The organism is Caballeronia glebae (genome assembly GCF_001545035.1).
GTDB lineage: Bacteria > Pseudomonadota > Gammaproteobacteria > Burkholderiales > Burkholderiaceae > Caballeronia > Caballeronia glebae.
On record NZ_FCOJ02000035.1, the window covers coordinates 1 to 16,607 of the forward strand.

At 65.2% G+C, this 16,607-nt stretch carries 15 protein-coding genes; 5 read left to right on the forward strand and 10 right to left on the reverse strand.

Annotation, left to right across the window (positions count from 1 at the left end; translation table 11 throughout):
• The 8 genes from AWB82_RS22250 to AWB82_RS22285 form a co-directional block, all read right to left on the reverse strand.
• A partial coding sequence (locus tag AWB82_RS22250; protein ID WP_200818181.1) for an ESPR domain-containing protein occupies window positions 1-293 on the reverse strand: 293 nt, incomplete at its 3' end.
• Window positions 294-453: 160 nt separating this feature from the next.
• Window positions 454-921: a hypothetical protein gene (locus AWB82_RS22255; protein WP_086971068.1), complete on the reverse strand. Its 468-nt coding sequence runs from the start codon at window positions 919-921 to the stop codon at window positions 454-456.
• Between the two features lie 91 nt (window positions 922-1,012).
• Window positions 1,013-2,494 (reverse strand): cytochrome P450, encoded by a 1,482-nt coding sequence (locus tag AWB82_RS22260; protein WP_086971070.1) that lies wholly within the window; start codon window positions 2,492-2,494, stop codon window positions 1,013-1,015.
• A 141-nt stretch (window positions 2,495-2,635) separates the two neighbouring features.
• Entirely contained in the window at window positions 2,636-3,490 is an 855-nt protein-coding gene (locus AWB82_RS22265) for an IclR family transcriptional regulator (protein ID WP_086971072.1), read from the reverse strand.
• A gap of 70 nt (window positions 3,491-3,560) precedes the next feature.
• Window positions 3,561-4,385 carry a sugar phosphate isomerase/epimerase family protein gene (locus tag AWB82_RS22270; RefSeq protein WP_086971074.1) on the reverse strand — a complete coding sequence of 275 codons (825 nt, stop codon included), beginning with the start codon at window positions 4,383-4,385 and terminating at the stop codon, window positions 3,561-3,563.
• A 14-nt stretch (window positions 4,386-4,399) separates the two neighbouring features.
• Entirely contained in the window at window positions 4,400-5,011 is a 612-nt protein-coding gene (locus tag AWB82_RS22275) for an NIPSNAP family protein (RefSeq protein ID WP_086971076.1), read from the reverse strand.
• Window positions 5,008-6,753, reverse strand: coding sequence for an FAD-dependent oxidoreductase (locus tag AWB82_RS22280; protein WP_086971078.1), 1,746 nt, complete (start codon window positions 6,751-6,753; stop codon window positions 5,008-5,010). Before AWB82_RS22280 ends, AWB82_RS22275 begins: the two co-directional genes overlap by 4 nt.
• A complete protein-coding gene (locus AWB82_RS22285) occupies window positions 6,750-8,531 on the reverse strand; it encodes an FAD-dependent oxidoreductase (protein WP_086971080.1) in 1,782 nt (593 codons plus the stop codon). The genes AWB82_RS22280 and AWB82_RS22285 overlap by 4 nt, the downstream gene beginning before the upstream one ends.
• Window positions 8,532-8,675: 144 nt before the next feature.
• Between AWB82_RS22285 and AWB82_RS22290 the strand changes: the two genes are divergently transcribed.
• From AWB82_RS22290 to AWB82_RS22310, 5 genes are all read left to right on the forward strand, one after another.
• Window positions 8,676-9,563 (forward strand): NAD-dependent epimerase/dehydratase family protein, encoded by an 888-nt coding sequence (locus AWB82_RS22290; RefSeq protein WP_086971082.1) that lies wholly within the window; start codon window positions 8,676-8,678, stop codon window positions 9,561-9,563.
• Between the two features lie 68 nt (window positions 9,564-9,631).
• On the forward strand, window positions 9,632-11,350 hold the full coding sequence (locus AWB82_RS22295; protein ID WP_086971083.1) for a SulP family inorganic anion transporter: 1,719 nt from the start codon (window positions 9,632-9,634) through the stop codon (window positions 11,348-11,350).
• A gap of 163 nt (window positions 11,351-11,513) precedes the next feature.
• Entirely contained in the window at window positions 11,514-12,341 is an 828-nt protein-coding gene (locus AWB82_RS22300; RefSeq protein ID WP_086971085.1) for a shikimate dehydrogenase family protein, read from the forward strand.
• A gap of 258 nt (window positions 12,342-12,599) precedes the next feature.
• Window positions 12,600-13,469 (forward strand): alpha/beta fold hydrolase, encoded by an 870-nt coding sequence (locus AWB82_RS22305; protein ID WP_086971087.1) that lies wholly within the window; start codon window positions 12,600-12,602, stop codon window positions 13,467-13,469.
• Between the two features lie 204 nt (window positions 13,470-13,673).
• Window positions 13,674-14,156, forward strand: a complete 483-nt coding sequence (locus AWB82_RS22310) for a hypothetical protein (protein ID WP_086971089.1) — start codon at window positions 13,674-13,676, stop codon at window positions 14,154-14,156.
• Here the strand turns inward: AWB82_RS22310 and AWB82_RS22315 are convergent.
• Together AWB82_RS22315 and AWB82_RS22320 are read right to left on the reverse strand one after the other, a co-directional pair.
• Window positions 14,150-15,502 carry an MFS transporter gene (locus AWB82_RS22315; protein WP_086971091.1) on the reverse strand — a complete coding sequence of 451 codons (1,353 nt, stop codon included), beginning with the start codon at window positions 15,500-15,502 and terminating at the stop codon, window positions 14,150-14,152. The two genes, AWB82_RS22310 and AWB82_RS22315, sit on opposite strands and share 7 nt — an antisense overlap.
• A gap of 108 nt (window positions 15,503-15,610) precedes the next feature.
• Window positions 15,611-16,570 (reverse strand): MBL fold metallo-hydrolase, encoded by a 960-nt coding sequence (locus AWB82_RS22320; RefSeq protein ID WP_086971093.1) that lies wholly within the window; start codon window positions 16,568-16,570, stop codon window positions 15,611-15,613.
• Between the last annotated feature and the right edge of the window lie 37 nt (window positions 16,571-16,607).

A 16,607-nucleotide genomic window follows, 5' to 3' on the forward strand; every position in this document is an offset into this window, starting at 1 on the left:
GGCCTCGCGATGTTTACCTGATTCAGACCATTCTGCGTTTGAATGACGTGCGCGCCCGACCCCGGAGCGGCCACGATCTGCGCAAGCGAAAGCGTCGAGGCGGTGCCCAGCATCAGCATCGCAGCCAGTGCGACGGCGCGAAGCGGAAGGATCAAACCAGACTGTTGAAAACGCGCGGCAGGAGTCCGCTGCGCGCTGCTGCCTTGGCCGCCATGCCCCGTGGCGAAATCGGCTACCGCGATCATCATGCCGCGAGTCTTATTGAAGACCAATTTGTACAGCTTATTATTCATCAGCCAGCTTCTTCTTATAGTTTGGGTTGCGACTTCCCCTCAGGAAGGGAACGCGCAAAGAACCGGCGATTATTCTCCTTTGCAACAATCGGTCATATACGAATTGTCTGAATTTTGACTATGGCGGGGTTCGCGTGCTTCCGTTCGCGAAAGCGGTTCCTCACGCGTGGTGTTGGGTTGCGGCACGGTGAGCGACCGAGCTAGCGCTGTTCTTGACCTGCGGAGTGAATTCGGCGAGCGTGCCCGCGGCTGGCGGGTGGCTGATGGACAGCACCGTCATTCCGACCGGAATCGGCAGATTGAAAAGGATCTCGGGCGCGCCTTTCAAGATCGGCGTGAGATCGAGCGTCACAATCGCATAGCTCGCGAGATTGACGATGTTGGTGCCCGCAGCGCTTAACGTGCCATCGGCGGCGACCGTGGTGCCGGAACCCGCGATGATCCCGCCGAGCGTCGTCGTGGTCGCAACAGGCAACGAATCAGGCCGGCGCGTGACCAGCACATCGTATTCGCCGTTCACCCGCGACAGGCACAGCGCGAACTTGCCGGGTTGAAGAACGACGCTCGGCGCAGCGACAGGTCCGCCCGTCCAGAGGAAATCACTGCCTTGCGTCAACAGATTGAGCACGCCCGCGCCGAACGCGAGCGCACGGCACGCTCACGGGCGGCGTGCCGGCACCCTCATCCGCGCGCGATGCGGTGGATGCCGGCTGACGCCGCTATCGCAGGAAAAGACGCATCGGCATTTCGCTCGGCACCGCGGTGAACGTGCAGACTTCGTGAATATTGGCTGGGTCGGTGGCGAGTTGCGCGGTGAAATTCGCCGTCAGCATCGACACGACGAGCCGCATCTCCACCGCCGCCAGATGCCGCCCCGGACAAACGCGCGGTCCCGCGCCGAACTGCAGATAGGCGCGCGATTCATGCGCGCCACGCGGCGACAAAGATGCCGGCGCATCGCTCTCATGCCGACGCTCATGCAGCCATCGATCGGGATCGTAGCGCGCGGGAACGGCGTAGTTTTTCGGGTCCATCATCGCCGGCCGATGCAGCATGAACATCTTCGTGCCGGCGGGCAGGCGCACGCCGCGCAGCCGCACTTCCTCAAGCGGTTCGAGCGACAGATACGGCGCGATCGGATGCAAACGGCTCGCTTCCGTGCACACGGCCTCGCACAGGTCGAGTTCGCGCATCGCGCCGTAACCCGGGCATACGGCCGATTCGCCGAGGACGCGCCGCGCGCTGGCGGCGACGCGGGCCTGCAATGCGTCGTCGGTGCCGAGAAAGAGCAGCGCCCACGCAATCGACGTCGCGGTCGTCTCCTCGCCCGCGACGAGCATCGTCAGCACGTTAGCGGCGACTTCGTCGTCGGTGATGCCGGAGCCGGGCGCGTCGCGCAACGCGAGCATCGCTTCGAGCAGATTGCGCGGCGCAGGGGCCGTCTCGGCGAGCGGCGTTGCGCACGCTTCGATGGCCGCTTCCTCGCGCATGCGGGCGCGCGTCCGTGCCATCAATTCGCGGATATGCCGATGCACGTCGATCATCGCCGCGTCGAACTTGCGGTCGCGCGGAAACCTGACGTAACGCCAGTACGCGAACGGCGCGTTCACGCGCGTCATCAGCATCGGCAGGAGCATCGCCAGTTGTTCCTGGATCAGCACGTGCTCGTTTTCCAGCGTGTTCGGATCTTCGCCGAACGCGAGCGCGCTCGTCACGTCGACGGTGAAGCGACGCAGATCCTCGATCATGTCGACGACGCCCCCGGCGCGCGCCGCCGCGTCCCAGCGCCGCCGCAGCCGTTCGGTGATCGCGGCGAGCGTCGGATAAAACGCCTTGATGTGCGGAATCGAAAGCGCCTGCATCACGAGACGGCGCTGCGGCTCCCAGGCCGCGCCTTCGATCGAGAAGAGACCATTGCAGCCGAATTCCTTCAGGATGTTCTCGATGGGCGCATAACGGCGATAACGATGCGGCCGCTCGCGCATGACGGCATGCGATAACTCGATGTCGTTCCAGACCGTGACGGGAGTCGTGCCGAAGCGGAACACGTAGGGCGTGCCGAGTTCGGCGGCCCAGCGCTCTAGCGTCAGATGGTGCGTGGCGGGTGGCAACTGATGCAGATTGCCGAGCAGAGGAAGGCCGCGCGGCGACGGTAAATCATCGACTTCGCGCGGGGACACGCTGACGGACGCTGCGTTCATGATCGGCCTCGCGAGGGCTTGATCTGTGCAGGATAGTGCAGGAGCGCAACGCCGGCGTGGAAAGTGTGAAGCGGCGCTTCACACTCATTTGCGCATGGCAAACATCCTTGAAAACGACAGTCTCGGCCACTCCGCGCAACGTCAAACGCTGCTCGCTTTCTTCGCTTTCGTCTTCGCCGCAGGTGCCGCGGCCGCGTCTTGCGCCTGCACCGCCGGCCGCTTGAAATAAGGCGAACTCAGGGTCGCCGCGCCCATGTCCGTCGCCGCTTCGAGCAGCGCCGGCGCGAGCTCCTTCAGGCGCGCATCGGGCAAACGGCTCGTCGGCCCGGCAAGACTCACGACGCCCACGACGACACCCGTCACCGGATGATGGATCGGCGCGGCCATCGACGTCATGCCGGCCTCGTAAGTCTCGCTCGCGACGCCGTAGCCGCGCTTGCGCGCCGCCTGCAGATCAGCGAGAAACTGCTGGATCGTCTTGGGCGCTTTCGGCCCGCCCGAGCCCGGCTTGCCGAGACCGCCCTGTTTCGATACGAGTTCGAGCGCCTCCTCATCGGAAAGCGACGACAGCCACGCCTGCCCGCTCGCCGTGCAATGCAAGGGCGGCTGGCTGCCCATGTCCGGGTCGTAGCGCAAGCCGGACTTCGCGCCCTGCGCCTTGCCGACGAACGTGATGTGATCGTCCTCGACGACGCCAAGCCGCGCCAGCTCGCCCGACTGCGAAGCGAGCCGGTCGAGCACCGGCTGCGACACATCGAGCACGCCGCCCGTCGACAGATAAATGAGCGCGAGCGACACGAGCTTCAGCGCGAGCATGTATTCGCCGTGATCCTCGTCCTGCCGCACATAGCCTTCGTCGATCAGCATCGCGAGCAGGCGATGCGTGCCGCTGCGCGGAATATCGAGCGTATCGGCGATGGCGGCGAGTTGCATCCGCCCGCCGTTTTTCGCCAGAAGCTCGATGATCGACAACGCCCGTTCAAGATTTCCCGCCATTTCTCGATCTCTCGAAGTTCCGAATCCCAAATGAGAACATGATTCCACCTCGGAATTCAACTGGCAGGCATCAGTGGCCGGCGTATGTTTCCTCCAGCACCGCAAGCGTCGCGTCGCGCAGGCGCTTCGCCCGCGTAAGCGCGCTCGCCGTTTTCGCCCATTCGTTCATCGGCACTTCGATCGAGAGCGGGAGATCGTCCGGCAACGCGCGCAGGATGCCCGCGAGATCGATGCCGCCCTCGCCCGGAATTATGCGTTCGGCGCGCGCCTGATACAGCAGCGTGTCGAGATCGGACGGGCGCTCGGCGGGCGCGTCGCAGAACTGCACGTAGCCGAACCATTCGCGCGGCAAATCGCTCAGCATCTGGGTCGACGATCCGGCGCGGTCGAAGTGGATCGGATCGACGATCAGGCCCGTATTCGCGCGCCGCGCCGCCTTCACGATGCGCGCGCCCTGCACGATATCTTTCGCGTCGGTCCAGGGCATCGGTTCGAGCGACGGCGACAATCTGTACGGTTTCGCGAGATCGCACAACGCGGCGAGCCGTTCGGCCGTGCGCGCCTCGTCGGGATCGTTGCCCGCCACGAGCACGTAGCGCGCGCCCAGTTCGGCGGCGGTTTCGAGCATCGGTTCGTAATCCACGACGTTCGTGTCGGGCTTCAAGCGCAGGATTTCCGCATCGAGTACGCCGATGCCGGTGTCTTTCAGCGCCGCGAGCGTTTCGCGCTTCAACGGCGTCGCGCCGACGATCGCGTGGCGCGCTTCCGTATCGGTCGCGGGCACGAGCCGCAGGCCCACGAAATCGTAACCGGCCTGCGCCGCGCACTCGACCATCTGCGGCGGCGTCAGTTCGAGGATCGTCAGCGCGGACAAAGATAGCTTGCGTCGTGACATCGGAAAGTCTCCGGTTAGCGCAGCGGCGAGAACGGCGCGGGCACGTAAATGGTCGATTCCATCGTCGTCAGATGCGCCGGTCCGCCCTTAGGCGGCCAGATGCCGTCCTTCACCGCTTCCGCGCGAATCCGCGAGCGCTCGTCCACGCTCTTGTACGGCCAGATGTTGAGAAAGCGCGGCACGGTGCCGTCGAGCGCATACATTGCGCCGATGAGCGGCGAGCGCTGCGTGCGCTCCGGCACGGCGTTGCGCCATGCATCGATCGTGTGTTGCAGGCTCGCGAGCCTGGTGCCGTAGACGCGCATCTCGTAGATGCCGCCGTGCACGGCCGGTTCGATCGGCGGCAGAAATGGAAACAGCGCGTAGCTATTCACTTCGATATCGGTGATGAACTCGCCGCAGCCGAACGGATTGCCTTCGAGCAGCAGACGCCGCCGTTCCTCAATCAATGCCGCTTCCGATTCGAAGCCGCGCAACACCATGATCTTGCCGAGCGCGCCGATATCCGAATACCAGCAGCCGAGCAGCTTCGAGCCGGGCGTGTCGCCGCTCGTCTTGATGTTCTCGAAAACCTGCGCATTCGCGCCGATCTTCACCGTCAACGTGACTGTGTCGTAAAGAGTCATTGCAGAGTCCTTGCCTGTTTGATGTTGGAGTTGGAGAGATTCGTGATGCCTTCGTCGCGCGGCGCTTCGGCGAGTTCGAGGCCCGCGAGATAGCCGAAAGTCATCGCCGGGCCGAGCGTGATGCCGCCCGCGGGATAGTGTCCGCCCATCATGCTGGCGGCGTCGTTGCCGACCGCGTAGAGACCGGGAATCGGCGCGCGCGCTTCGTCGAGCGCCCGCGAACGCGCATCCGTCGACAAGCCCGCGAAGGTGCCGAGGCTGCCCGGCACGATTTTCACCGCGTGAAACGGGCCGACGACGATCGGTGCGAGACACGGATTGGGCTTCATCGATGCATCGCCCTGCACGCGGTTGTACGGTGTCGAGCCTTTGTGGAACTGCGGATCGAAGCCGTCTTTCGCGTAGCCGTTGTAGGTGGCGACGGTATCGGCGAGGCCGCGCGCGTCGATGCCGCATTGCTGCGCCAGCGCTTCGAGCGTCGGCGCGGATTTCAGATACCCCGAGCGCTCGTAAGATCCGAGCGGAAACGGAAATGGCTTTGCGAAACCGAGACCGTATCTACGCTGAAAGCGGTGATCGCAGACAAGCCACGCGCACGCTTCTTCGCCCGCCTGCGTCGTGCCGATGAGCGCGCAGATGAAGTCGTAATAGGACGACGCCTCGTTCGTGAAGCGTCTGCCCGCGCGCGTCACCGCAATCACGCCCGGCTTCGCGCGCTCGATCAGGTGCGGAAACGCGGCGTCTCGTCCTTCGGACTTCGGCACGAGCGACACGGGCGCCCACGCGGCGGGCGTTTCAAGCGACGCGTCGAAATGCGCGCCCGCCCGTTCGCCCAGGCGAATGCCATCGCCGGTATTGCTCGGCGGCGCGGCCGACCAGTGCGGCATGACCGGAAATGTCTCTGCCTGCCGCTTCGCGTCGTGCGGATAACCGCCGCACGCGAGCACGACGCCGCGCCGCGCGCGCACGTCGTGCATCACGCCATCGATCTCGACGCGCGCGCCGGTCACGCGGTTCGCTTCGCGCGTCAGCGACACAGCCTTCGCCCGCGTGCGCAGATCGACGCCGCGATCCGCCGCCGACTTCAACAAACGCGCGACGAGCGCATTGCCGTTCACGAGATGCATCGAACGCCGATGACGCAGCATGTGCCACGCGAACGTGGCGAAACGCTTCGTGACGTGCCACGCCGACTTCGCGCTGCGCGTCGCGTTCAGAAAATGCGCGAGGTCCTGTCCCGACGCGATCGCCATGCCTTTGATCGTCACCTCGGCCAATGGCGGACGAAGCTTGTCGATGAGCGGTCCCAGCTCGCGTCCGTCGAACGGCATCGCGCAGACCGAGCGGCCGCCCGTCGCCGCGCCGTGCGTCGTGTGGAAATCGGGAATACGGTTGCCATCGATGAAACGCATCGACGTATTGCGCTCGAAGAACTCGATCATGCGCGGGCCATGTTCGATGAGCGCATCGGCTTTCGCGGCATCGAAATGCGCGCCAAGCTCGCTCTTCAGATACGTGCGCGGCGCGCTTTCGTCTTCGACGATGCCCGCGCGCGTCGCCAGCGGATTGCGCGGGATCCACATCCAGCCGCCCGACCACGCGGTCGTGCCGCCGAACACGTCTTCCTTTTCGCAGACGAGCACGGACAGACCGCGCGTCGCCGCGGTGACGGCCGTCGACAGACCGCCCGCGCCGGAACCCAGCACGAGGACGTCGCATTCAAGAATCGGTTGGAGCTTCATTTGGCGTGGGCGTGCGTGGGGAGATCGATTGGCAGGGCAAGCGTGGGCGCCGCGCTCGCCGGTTGCCTTGCGCGCATCGTCGCGTGTCGCGCCGCGAGATAGCCGAACGCGAGACCGGGTCCGAGCGTGATGCCGGGGCCGGGATACACGCCGCCCATCACCGATTGCGCATCGTTGCCGCATGCGTAGAGACCGTCGATCGGCCGGTCGGCGCGATCGAGCACGCGCGCGTCGGTGTCGATGACGAGGCCCGTCGCCGCGCCGATATCGCCCGGATAGAGCCGCACCGCATAGAACGGCGCCGCACCGATCGGACCGAGACACTTGTTCGGGCCGCTCCAGTTGACGTCGCCGTTGGCGTTCTGATAATCCGTCGTGCCGCGCTGAAAATCCGCGTCGACGCCGGTTTGCGCGTAGCGATTCATGCGCGCGACGCTATCGGCGAGTCCGGCCGCGTCGATATCGAGTTTCGTCGCCAGTTCGTCGAGCGTCTTGCCCGCCACGAGATAGCCATCGGCGAGAAACGGCGCGAGTCCCTTGCCGCCCGGACGCACCATGCCGAGACCGTACTTGCGCAATCCTTCGGAGTCCGTGACGAGATACGCGGGCACCGAAGGCGTCGACTTGTTCGCTTCCTGCATCGCGACGCCGAAGAGGTGATACGACGTGTTCTCGTTGAGAAACCGCCTGCCCGACTTGTCGACGGTGATCATGCCCGGCTTGCCGCGATCCATGATGAAGTGCGGGAACACGGCGGTCGTGCCGTCGGCGCGCCGGCGCACGGAAACCGGCGCCCAGAACGCGTTCGACAGCGCGCCTTCGCCGAAGCGCGCGCCGGCCGCGAGCGCGAGATCCTGCGCGCCGCCGCTGTGGCCGGGCGCGCCGGGACACCACGCCGGATCGGCGCCCGGCAGCATCTCGCCGCGACGCTTCGGATGACGGTTGAAGCCGCCGCTCGCGAGAACCACGCCGCCTCGCACGACGACACGCCGCCGCTCGTTGACGTGGCTCAGCGTCACGGCTTCGACGCCGTTCGCGCCCGTATGCAAGGCTTCGATCTTCGTGTTCGTCAGCACGGTCACGCCGCGCTGAAGCAGCGAATACAACAGCCGCCCGATCAGCGCGTTGCCCATCACGAGACGCGTGCCGCGCGGCGAACTCATGCGGTCGCGCGCATGACGCGCGAGCAGTTTCGCCGCATGCCTGAACGAGGCGAACGACTTCGTCATGTTCAAAAGATGCCCGACGTCGTCGCGGTCCACCATCATTGCGCCGAGCACGGTGAATTCCGGAATCGGCGGGCGGATGAGCGAGAACGCGCGACCGAGTTTGCGGCCGTCGAATGGAAGCGGCTCCAGCGCGCGGCCGCGCAAGGTCGAGCCTTCGATTTCCGACAGATAATCCGGATGAAACGGCCGCGCCCGGTATTTCACGTCCGAGTTCGCCTCGATGTGCGCGACCGCCTTCGGGCCGGCATCGAGAAACGCGCGGCGCATCGCGGCGCTGCTGCGCCCGCCGACCGCGCGATTCAGAAAAGCTTCGGCGTTCGCGGACGAATCGTCGGGATTGACGCTCGCCGCATGCATCGACGCGGGAATCCACGTCGTGCCCGCCGAATACGCGGTCGTGCCGCCGACGTATTCCGTGCCTTCGACAAGCAGCACGCGCGCCCCGTCGATAGCCGCGACGAGCGCCGCCGACATGCCCGCGCCGCCCGCGCCGACCACGATTACATCGAACGTTTCGTTCTGTTTCAGACTCTCCAGTGTCTCCGCCATTCGTCCGCTCCGTTGCGTTTCGTCCCGCCTTTTCTCCGACGATTCGAAACGCGTGTTTGCCGTAGAACTCTCTTTGATATTGGAATAGTATTCCAGAATAGCGACGTGAGCCAAGCTCTTTTTTGAGACGAAGGGAGAAACGATATGCGAGTGCTAGTAACAGGCGGAAGCGGTTTTCTGGCAGCCTGGGTGATGCGGCGGCTGCTTATGCGCGGCATGAACGTGCGCGCGTTCGACGTCCGCGAGGATGCGCGCCTTCTGCGTGCGCTCGCCCCCGAACGCGCCGATGAAGTCCAATGGCGCATCGGCGATATCGGCGAAGCGCTCGACGTTGCGCGCGCGCTCGACGGCTGCGATGCCGTCGTCCATCTCGCAGGCGTGCTTACGCCCGCCTGCGCGGCCGATCCGGTGCGCGGCGCGCGCATCAACCTGATCGGCTCGCTCAACGTGTTCGATGCGGCCGTCGCCAACGGCTTGCGCTCGGTGCTGTATGCGAGCAGCGCGGGCGTGTTCGGCCCCGACGATGGCGCGACGCCCTTTCCCCAGACTCACTACGGCGCGTTCAAGCTCGCGTGCGAAGGCTCGGCGCGCGCGTACTGGCACGATCATGGCGTGGCGAGCATCGGCTTGCGGCCGCTCGTCGTGTACGGCGCGGGGCGCGAGACGGGTTCGAGCGCGGGTCCGAGCCTCGCGTGCCGTGCCGCCGCGCGCGGCGAGCCGTACACGATTCCGTTCACCGGCGCGACCGGCCTCGTCTATGCCGACGACGTCGCCGCCGCGTATGAACTCGCCCTCGTACACGCGTTCGACGGGGCGTACGCGTTCACGCTCGCGGGCGACATCACGCCGATATCAAGCGTGATCGCGACGCTCAAGGAGATCGCGCCCGGCGCGCGCATCGACGCGCAAGGCGCGCCATTGCCCATCGCGACGTCCTTTCCCGACGATCCCGCGCTCGCCCGAGTGCTGCCCGGTCTCGCGAAAACGCCGCTCATCGAAGGACTGCGGCAAACCGTGGCGTTCTACCGGTAGACAAACCGACGCTTGGCACCGGCTGTTCCTTGGGGCACGATTCGCTTCTTCAGGAACACGGGGCCACGATGCAAGACACAACCAGAACGCCCGCGGCGCGCAAGACGCTGCTCAAAGGCATCCTTCCCATCAACCGCGCCGGCGCATTGCGCGATGCGCTCGCCGGCATCTCGCTTGCGTCGATGGACATTCCGCAAGTGCTCGGCTATGCGCGCATCGCCGGCATGCCCGCGGTGACGGGCCTTTACACGGCATTCCTGCCGCTCGTCGCGTTCGCGCTCTTCGGCGCGTCGCGGCATCTCGTGGTCGCGGCCGATTCGGCGACCGCGACGATCTTCGCGAGCAAGGTTTCGTCGATGGCCGCGATGGGCAGTCCGGAATACGTCGCGCTCGCGGGCATGGTTGCGCTGCAGACGGCCACGCTGCTTCTGCTCGCGCGGCTCTTCAAGCTCGGCTTTCTCGCCGATTTCCTGTCGCGCACCGTGCTGACGGGTTTTCTCGCGGGCGTCGGCATACAGGTGTCGATCGCGATGTTCGGCGATCTCTTCGGCATGACGGTGCCGTATCCGTCCTCGCGCAGTCTCGCCCAACTCGCCTACGTGATCGGCCATCTCATGCACGCGCATGGACCGACGCTCGTGCTCGCGCTCGCCGTGAGCGTCGCGATTCTCGGCTGCAAGCGCTTCGCGCCGCGCCTGCCGATGCCGCTCATCGCGGTGATCGGCAGCATCGCCGCGAGCAAGGCATTCGATTTCGCCGCGCACGGCATCTCGGTGCTCGGTCCGGTCGAGGGCGGCCTGCCCTCGATCCGCTTTCCCCACGTCACCTGGCAGCAATCGCTCGACCTCGTGCCCGTCGCGGCGTCGTGCTTCGTGATGATCATCGCGCAGAGCGCCGCCGCGTCGCGCGTCTTCGCGCAGCAATATCGCGAGGACGTCGATACCAACGGCGACATCCTCGGTCTCGCCGCGGCGAACGCGGCGGCGGCCATGACCGGCACCTTCGTCGTCAACGGCAGCCCGACGCAAACCGCGATGGCGGAGCGCGCCGGCACGCGCAGCCAGTTCGGACAACTCGTCTTCGCGGCCGTCGTCGCCGTCGTGCTGCTGTTTCTGAGCGGCTATCTGCGCTATCTGCCGCATTGCGTGCTGGCGGCCATCGTGTTCACGATCGCGATCGGCCTGATCAACGTGCAAAGCCTGCGGGACATTCGCGCGGAAAGCCCCGGCGAGTTCGCGCTCGCGCTCATCACGGCGGCAGCGGTGGTGATGGTGGGCGTCGAGCACGGCATTCTGCTCGCGGTGGCGCTGTCGCTGCTGCGGCACGTGCGCCACAGCTATCATCCGCACACGATGGTGCTCACGCCCGTCGCGCCCGGCAAACCCTGGCAGTACATGCCGACGGAGGCCGCCGCGATGACCACGCCGGACCTGATCGTGTATCGCTTCGGCGCGGATCTGTTCTACGCGAACGATCACTTTTTCGCGTCGGAAGTGACGAAACTCGTGGACACGGCTCCCGACGAATTACGTCATTTCGTCATCGATGCCGGCGCGATCACCGATCTCGATTATTCGGCTGCCCGCACGATCGGCGAGTTGGTCGAAACGCTGCGCACACGCGGCGTCGTTGTGATCTTCGGGCGCGTGAGCCGCTTCTTGCGCAACGACATGGACCGGCACGGACTGACGCACGTGCTCGGCGTATCGAACATGTACGACACGTTGCATGAGGCGCTGGCGGCGGTTGGTGTGAGCCCGGGCGCGCATGAGCCGAACGAGCTGTGACAGGCACCTTGGCCGCTGTTTGTGGCGGCCAGGTCGTGGAAAGACCGTTAGTTGCCTCCAATAAACTGAGCACAATTTGTTGAACGCTATTCCATTTTCAACTAGCATTCAGACTATGCGTTCACGAATTTTTTCAATCGGCGTTCAAGGAGGCAATCGAGGCATGGCGCAGGACACTTCTTTTTCCGCATCGCTCGATGCGGGCTTGAGCGGCGCGACGCGCGTCTATTTCATCGTCGGCGATCCGATCGCGCAGGTGCGCTCGCCTTCCGGCGTCACGGCGGCGTTGCGCGCGGCAGGCCGCGACGCGATCGTGATTCCGGCGCACGTCGCGCCCGAGGATCTCGGCGCGTTCTTCGCGGGCATCGCGCCGCTGCGCAATTGCGACGGCGTGATCATCACCGTGCCGCACAAGTTCAGCGCGACCGGACACTGCGGCTCGCTGACCGATGAAGGCGCGTTTCTCGGCGCGGTGAATATGCTCAGGCGCAATGCCGATGGCACGTGGCACGGCGGCGCGTCGGACGGCATCGGCATGGTGGCGGCGTTGAGGGACGCGGGTTGCGAGCCGAAGGGCAAGCGCGCGCTCTTGATCGGCGCGGGCGGCGCGGGGTCGGCGATCGGCCACGCGCTCGTCGATGCGGGCGTGGCGTCGCTCGCGATTCGCGATTTCGATGCCGCGCGCACGGGCGCCCTCGCCGCGCGCCTCGCTGCATTGGGGCGCGGCACGGTGAGCGTCGACGACGATTCCGCCGCCGAAACTTATGATCTCATCGTGAACGCGTCGCCGGCGGGCATGCGGCCGGGCGATCCACTGCCGATCGACGTCTCCCGCCTGTCGCCGACGACTTTCGTCGGCGACGTCGTGACCAAGCCGCCGCTCACGCCTTTCATCGAAGCGGCCCGCGCGCGCGGCTGCACGACCGTCACGGGCACGCAGATGTTCGGCCGCGTGTGCGATGCGATCGTCGCGTATTTATTGAAGGGCTGAATACGCGAAGGAGTACACGCGAGCGATGGCGCATGAGCCGCACCGACGCGGTTCTTTGGCATGTCGAACTAACGGCGATTGCTTTCGAAACGGCGATTTGTGGGCGGCGCTGCGCTTTGCCGCCCTGCCTCGTCGATCGTTCTCGCCGCGTCTCCAGGCGGCTTTCTCTACACGCGGCCTATTACCTTTGGCGTAATTGTGCCGCTCACTTTCTCCTGCGACGATGCAGTCACACCGTTCATCGACGAGGAGAATCACATGTCCGAGAAGCACCGACGAACCCACGCCGAAATCGCCCGCCCGGGTTTCATTGCGACCACTGACGGCGTCGAATTGTTTTACCGCGACTGGCAGCCGCTGGGCGGGCCGGGCAACGGAAGGACGATCCTCTTCGTTCCCAGCTATTCACTGCCGAGCGACATGTGGGCGTATCAGATGTTGCCGCTCGCGCGGCAAGGCTTTCGCTGCGTCGCCTACGACCGGCGCGGCCACGGCCGCTCAAGCGATCCGGGCGGCGGCTACGACTACGACACGCTCGCGGACGATCTCGCCGCCGTCATCGATGCGCTCGATCTGTCGGACATTACGCTCGTCGGCTATTCCATGGGCGGCGCGGAAGCAGTGCGCTATCTGACGCGTCACGGCAGCACGCGCGTCGCGCGCCTCGCGTTGATCGCATCGACCTTGCCGATGCTCGCGAAGACGCACGACAATCCCGATGGCATCGACCGCGCCTATGTCGATGCTTTCCAGCAAGACCTGCTGACCGATTATCCGCAGTGGCTCGCCAGCAACGCCCGTCCGTTCGCGGGGCCGGACGCATCGGAGTCCATGATCGACTGGGTTGGGGAAATGGCGTTGCGCACGTCGCATCAGGCGCTCTTCGCGTGCAACGAAACGGTGAGTCACGGCGATTTTCGCAACGAGTTGCGCGACATCGACGTGCCGACGCTGATCGTGCAAGGCGATCGCGATGTGTCGAATCCGCTCGAACTGACTTCGCAGCGCACCGCGCGCCTGATTCCGCATGCGCGGCTCGTCGTCTACGAAGGCGCGCCGCATGGCGTCTTTCTGAGCGATGCGGCGCGGCTGACGGCGGATATCGGCGCGTTTGCGTCGGCGTCGTGATTCGCTCTGTGCGGTAGCGGCTTAATTAAGTTCAGGCTCGGCGTTTGTCGGATAAGCGCTGAGTCCTGACGCGTTTGAAAACACTCATAACAATAGACTCTGGAAGAATCGCGAACACACCGTAGCACTGCGAATCGACACCCCAGCGCGCGACATGAAAGCATCGCCGCGCACGCCCTCCCACGTTCACCGGAGTCCATCGCGATGATCTTCCACGCATCCATTCCCGCCAACGATCCGAAACACGTCGCGCAGGTGCTCGCCGAACTGTGGGACGGCTTCGCCGCGCCGTTTTCGCCCTTTCCCGACGCCTGGATGGCGGTCGCCGGCGACGATCGCGGCAGCATCATCGAGGTGTATCCGAGCGACCAGGTCATCACGCCGGGCGGCGGCCACGAGGAAAGCGTCAGCTACGGCGCGGACACGATGAAGCGCCCGCAGTACAGCGCGTTCCACATGGCCATCGCGACGAAGCTGAGCACCGATGAAGTCATCGCGATCGGCGAGCGCGAAGGCTGGCGCGCGGTGCGCTGCACGCGCGGCGACAACTTCTTCCACGTGATCGAATTCTGGATCGAGAACTCGACCATGCTCGAATTCCTCACACCCGAAATGCAGGCTGAATATCTCGCCTTCGCGACGCCCGAAAACTTCAAGGCGCTCGCAGCCGCCGCCATGCCTCAATGATCGCCCGCCTTTGAAGCCGCATCGCCGCCGCGCAGCCCGAACATCAGCGCGGCGCCGCTCGCGAACAGCAGCAGCGAAAGCAGGAGCACGGCGAGATCCATGCTGCCCGTCGCGGTGCGGATCTGGCCGATCACCCACGGACTCACGATCCCGCTCGTGATGCCGATACTGCTGATGAACGCAATGCCCGCCGCCGCGCTTTTGCCCGGAAGCTCGCTCGCGGGCACGGCCCAGAAAATCGGCAGCGCGGCGAAAATCAGCGTCGCGGCGAGCGAGAGAATCGCGAGCATCAGCGCAAAACTCGGGAAATGCAGCGTGAGAGCCGCGAGCGCGATGCCGCCGCCGATCGTGCAGCACGCGAAGTGCTTGCGCCGCTCGGCGACGCGGTCCGAATGCCGCGCGATCAGAATCAGCCCCACCGCGCCGATCGCGTTGGGCACGACGGTATAAAGGCTGACGGACATGACATCGGTGATGCCGAAGTCGCGAATCATCAGCGGCATCCAGAAACTCAGCGTGAGCGACGCACAGGTCAGCGAGAAATAGATGAACGCGAAGAGATAGACGCGCGGGTTACGCAGCGCGTCGAGCATGCCGCGGCGGTCGTGCGCGTCGGCGCGGGCGTTCGTTTCGGCGCACAGCGCAGCGAGGCGCTCCTTGTCCGGCGGCGCGAGCCAGTGCGCGTCGCGCGGCGTATCGACGAGCAGACGCAGCGCGATCAGCCCGAGAACGAGCGCGGGCGCGCCTTCGATCGCGAACATCCACTGCCAGCCGTAGAGGCCCATCACGCCCGCCATGTCGCGCATGATCCAGCCCGACACGAGCCCGCCGAACACGCCCGCCACCGCCACGCCCGCGAAGAATACCGACATTACGCCCGCGCGCCGTTTGGCGGGAAACCAGTACGTCAGATAAAGCACGATGCCCGGAAAGAATCCCGCTTCGAACACGCCGAGCAGAAAGCGCAGCAGATAGAAATGGCCGGGCGTCGACACGAACATCATCCCGACCGACGCCGCGCCCCACAGCAGCATGATCCGCGTGAACGTGCGGCGCGCGCCGAACTTCGCGAGCAAGAGGTTGCTCGGCACCTCGAAGAGCACATAGCCGACGTAGAACACGGCGGCGCCGAGGCCGTACATCGCATCGGAGAAGCCCAGATCGTGCTTCATCTGCAACTGCGCGAAGCCGATATTGATGCGGTCCAGAAACGACACCACGTAGCACAGAAACAGAAACGGAATGATGCGCCACGCGATTTTGCTGAACAGCGCATCGTCCGACAGGGCGTGCTGCTCCGCGGCGGCGCTCGGGCTGAGCGCCGCCGTGCTGATCGACTTCGACATGTCTCGCTCCAGATGGGCGTGAAGAGGCCGGCGTCTTGATCGCGCCTGTTGAGCCTTTTGAGAGAAATGCGGCGCGCTCTCGCTAAAACGCGCCGCAAGGGATGAACGTCAGTCCTGCAATGCGGCCCACATGTCCTTATCGCGCTGGGCCGTCCAGATGCGCGGATGCTTGATGCCGCTCGCTTCGTCATAGGCGCGCGACACATCGAACGGCAGACAGTGCTCGTAGATGAAGACGTGACCGAACTTCGGGTCCATCGCGCGGCGGGTGAGCGCCATCGAGCCCTTCAGATCGAGCTTCTCGGCGACCGCGTCGCGGCCCGCCTGCAACAGCGTCGTGACGAAATCCTTCGTGTAATCGATGCCCTTGTCGACGTCCGCCGGCGACAGCAGCGCGGGGCCACGGCCCGGCACGAGCTTGTCGGCTTTCAGCGCGCGCAGCGCTTCGAGGGTCGTGGGCCACGCTTCGAGTTGCGCATCGCCGCAATAACAGGCGGCGTCGTACTCAACGAGATCGCCCGAAAACAGCACTTTCTGCGACGGCAACCAGACGACGGTGTCGCCCTTCGTATGGCCCGAACCGAGATGGGCGATCTTCACTTCGAGCTTGCCGAGGAACAGCGTGATTTCCTTTTCGAAGACGAGCGTCGGCCACGTGAGACCCGGCACCGTCTCGACGCCCGCGAAAAGACGCGGAAAGCGCTCGATCTCCGATTTCATGTCCTGCTCGCCGCGCTCGACGATCATTTCGTATGTGCCGCGGCTCGCGATGACCTGCTGCGCGCCTTCCGCGAAATACGCCGACGCGCCGAGCACGCGCACCGCGTGATAGTGCGACAGCACGACGTACTTGATCGGCTTGTCGGTGACGCTGCGGATTTTGGCGATGAGGTCCTGCGCCATCGCGGGCGTGGCGGTCGTATCGACGATGAGCACGCCGTCGTCCCCGATGATCACGCCCGAGTTCGGATCGCCCTCCGCCGTGTAGGCGTACGCGTTCTCGGAGAGTTGGGTGAAGGTGATCTTCTTCTCTTCCAGGTCGGCCTGCGATGCGAATGCTTTTGCCATGGTCGTGTCTCGCTTCCATTCTCGTGGGGATGGGTGG

What these genes read in the sequence shown, in the direction of transcription:
- AWB82_RS22305 (WP_086971087.1), top strand. Translation starts at nt 12,600, where the DNA reads ATGTCCGAGAAGCACCGACGAACCCACGCCGAAATCGCCCGCCCGGGT.
- AWB82_RS22260 (WP_086971070.1), bottom strand. Translation starts at nt 2,494, where the DNA reads ATGAACGCAGCGTCCGTCAGCGTGTCCCCGCGCGAAGTCGATGATTTA.
- AWB82_RS22275 (WP_086971076.1), bottom strand. Translation starts at nt 5,011, where the DNA reads ATGACTCTTTACGACACAGTCACGTTGACGGTGAAGATCGGCGCGAAT.
- AWB82_RS22265 (WP_086971072.1), bottom strand. Translation starts at nt 3,490, where the DNA reads ATGGCGGGAAATCTTGAACGGGCGTTGTCGATCATCGAGCTTCTGGCG.
- AWB82_RS22295 (WP_086971083.1), top strand. Translation starts at nt 9,632, where the DNA reads ATGCAAGACACAACCAGAACGCCCGCGGCGCGCAAGACGCTGCTCAAA.
- AWB82_RS22270 (WP_086971074.1), bottom strand. Translation starts at nt 4,385, where the DNA reads ATGTCACGACGCAAGCTATCTTTGTCCGCGCTGACGATCCTCGAACTG.
- AWB82_RS22320 (WP_086971093.1), bottom strand. Translation starts at nt 16,570, where the DNA reads ATGGCAAAAGCATTCGCATCGCAGGCCGACCTGGAAGAGAAGAAGATC.
- AWB82_RS22280 (WP_086971078.1), bottom strand. Translation starts at nt 6,753, where the DNA reads ATGAAGCTCCAACCGATTCTTGAATGCGACGTCCTCGTGCTGGGTTCC.
- AWB82_RS22315 (WP_086971091.1), bottom strand. Translation starts at nt 15,502, where the DNA reads ATGTCGAAGTCGATCAGCACGGCGGCGCTCAGCCCGAGCGCCGCCGCG.
- AWB82_RS22285 (WP_086971080.1), bottom strand. Translation starts at nt 8,531, where the DNA reads ATGGCGGAGACACTGGAGAGTCTGAAACAGAACGAAACGTTCGATGTA.
- AWB82_RS22310 (WP_086971089.1), top strand. Translation starts at nt 13,674, where the DNA reads ATGATCTTCCACGCATCCATTCCCGCCAACGATCCGAAACACGTCGCG.
- AWB82_RS22300 (WP_086971085.1), top strand. Translation starts at nt 11,514, where the DNA reads ATGGCGCAGGACACTTCTTTTTCCGCATCGCTCGATGCGGGCTTGAGC.
- AWB82_RS22290 (WP_086971082.1), top strand. Translation starts at nt 8,676, where the DNA reads ATGCGAGTGCTAGTAACAGGCGGAAGCGGTTTTCTGGCAGCCTGGGTG.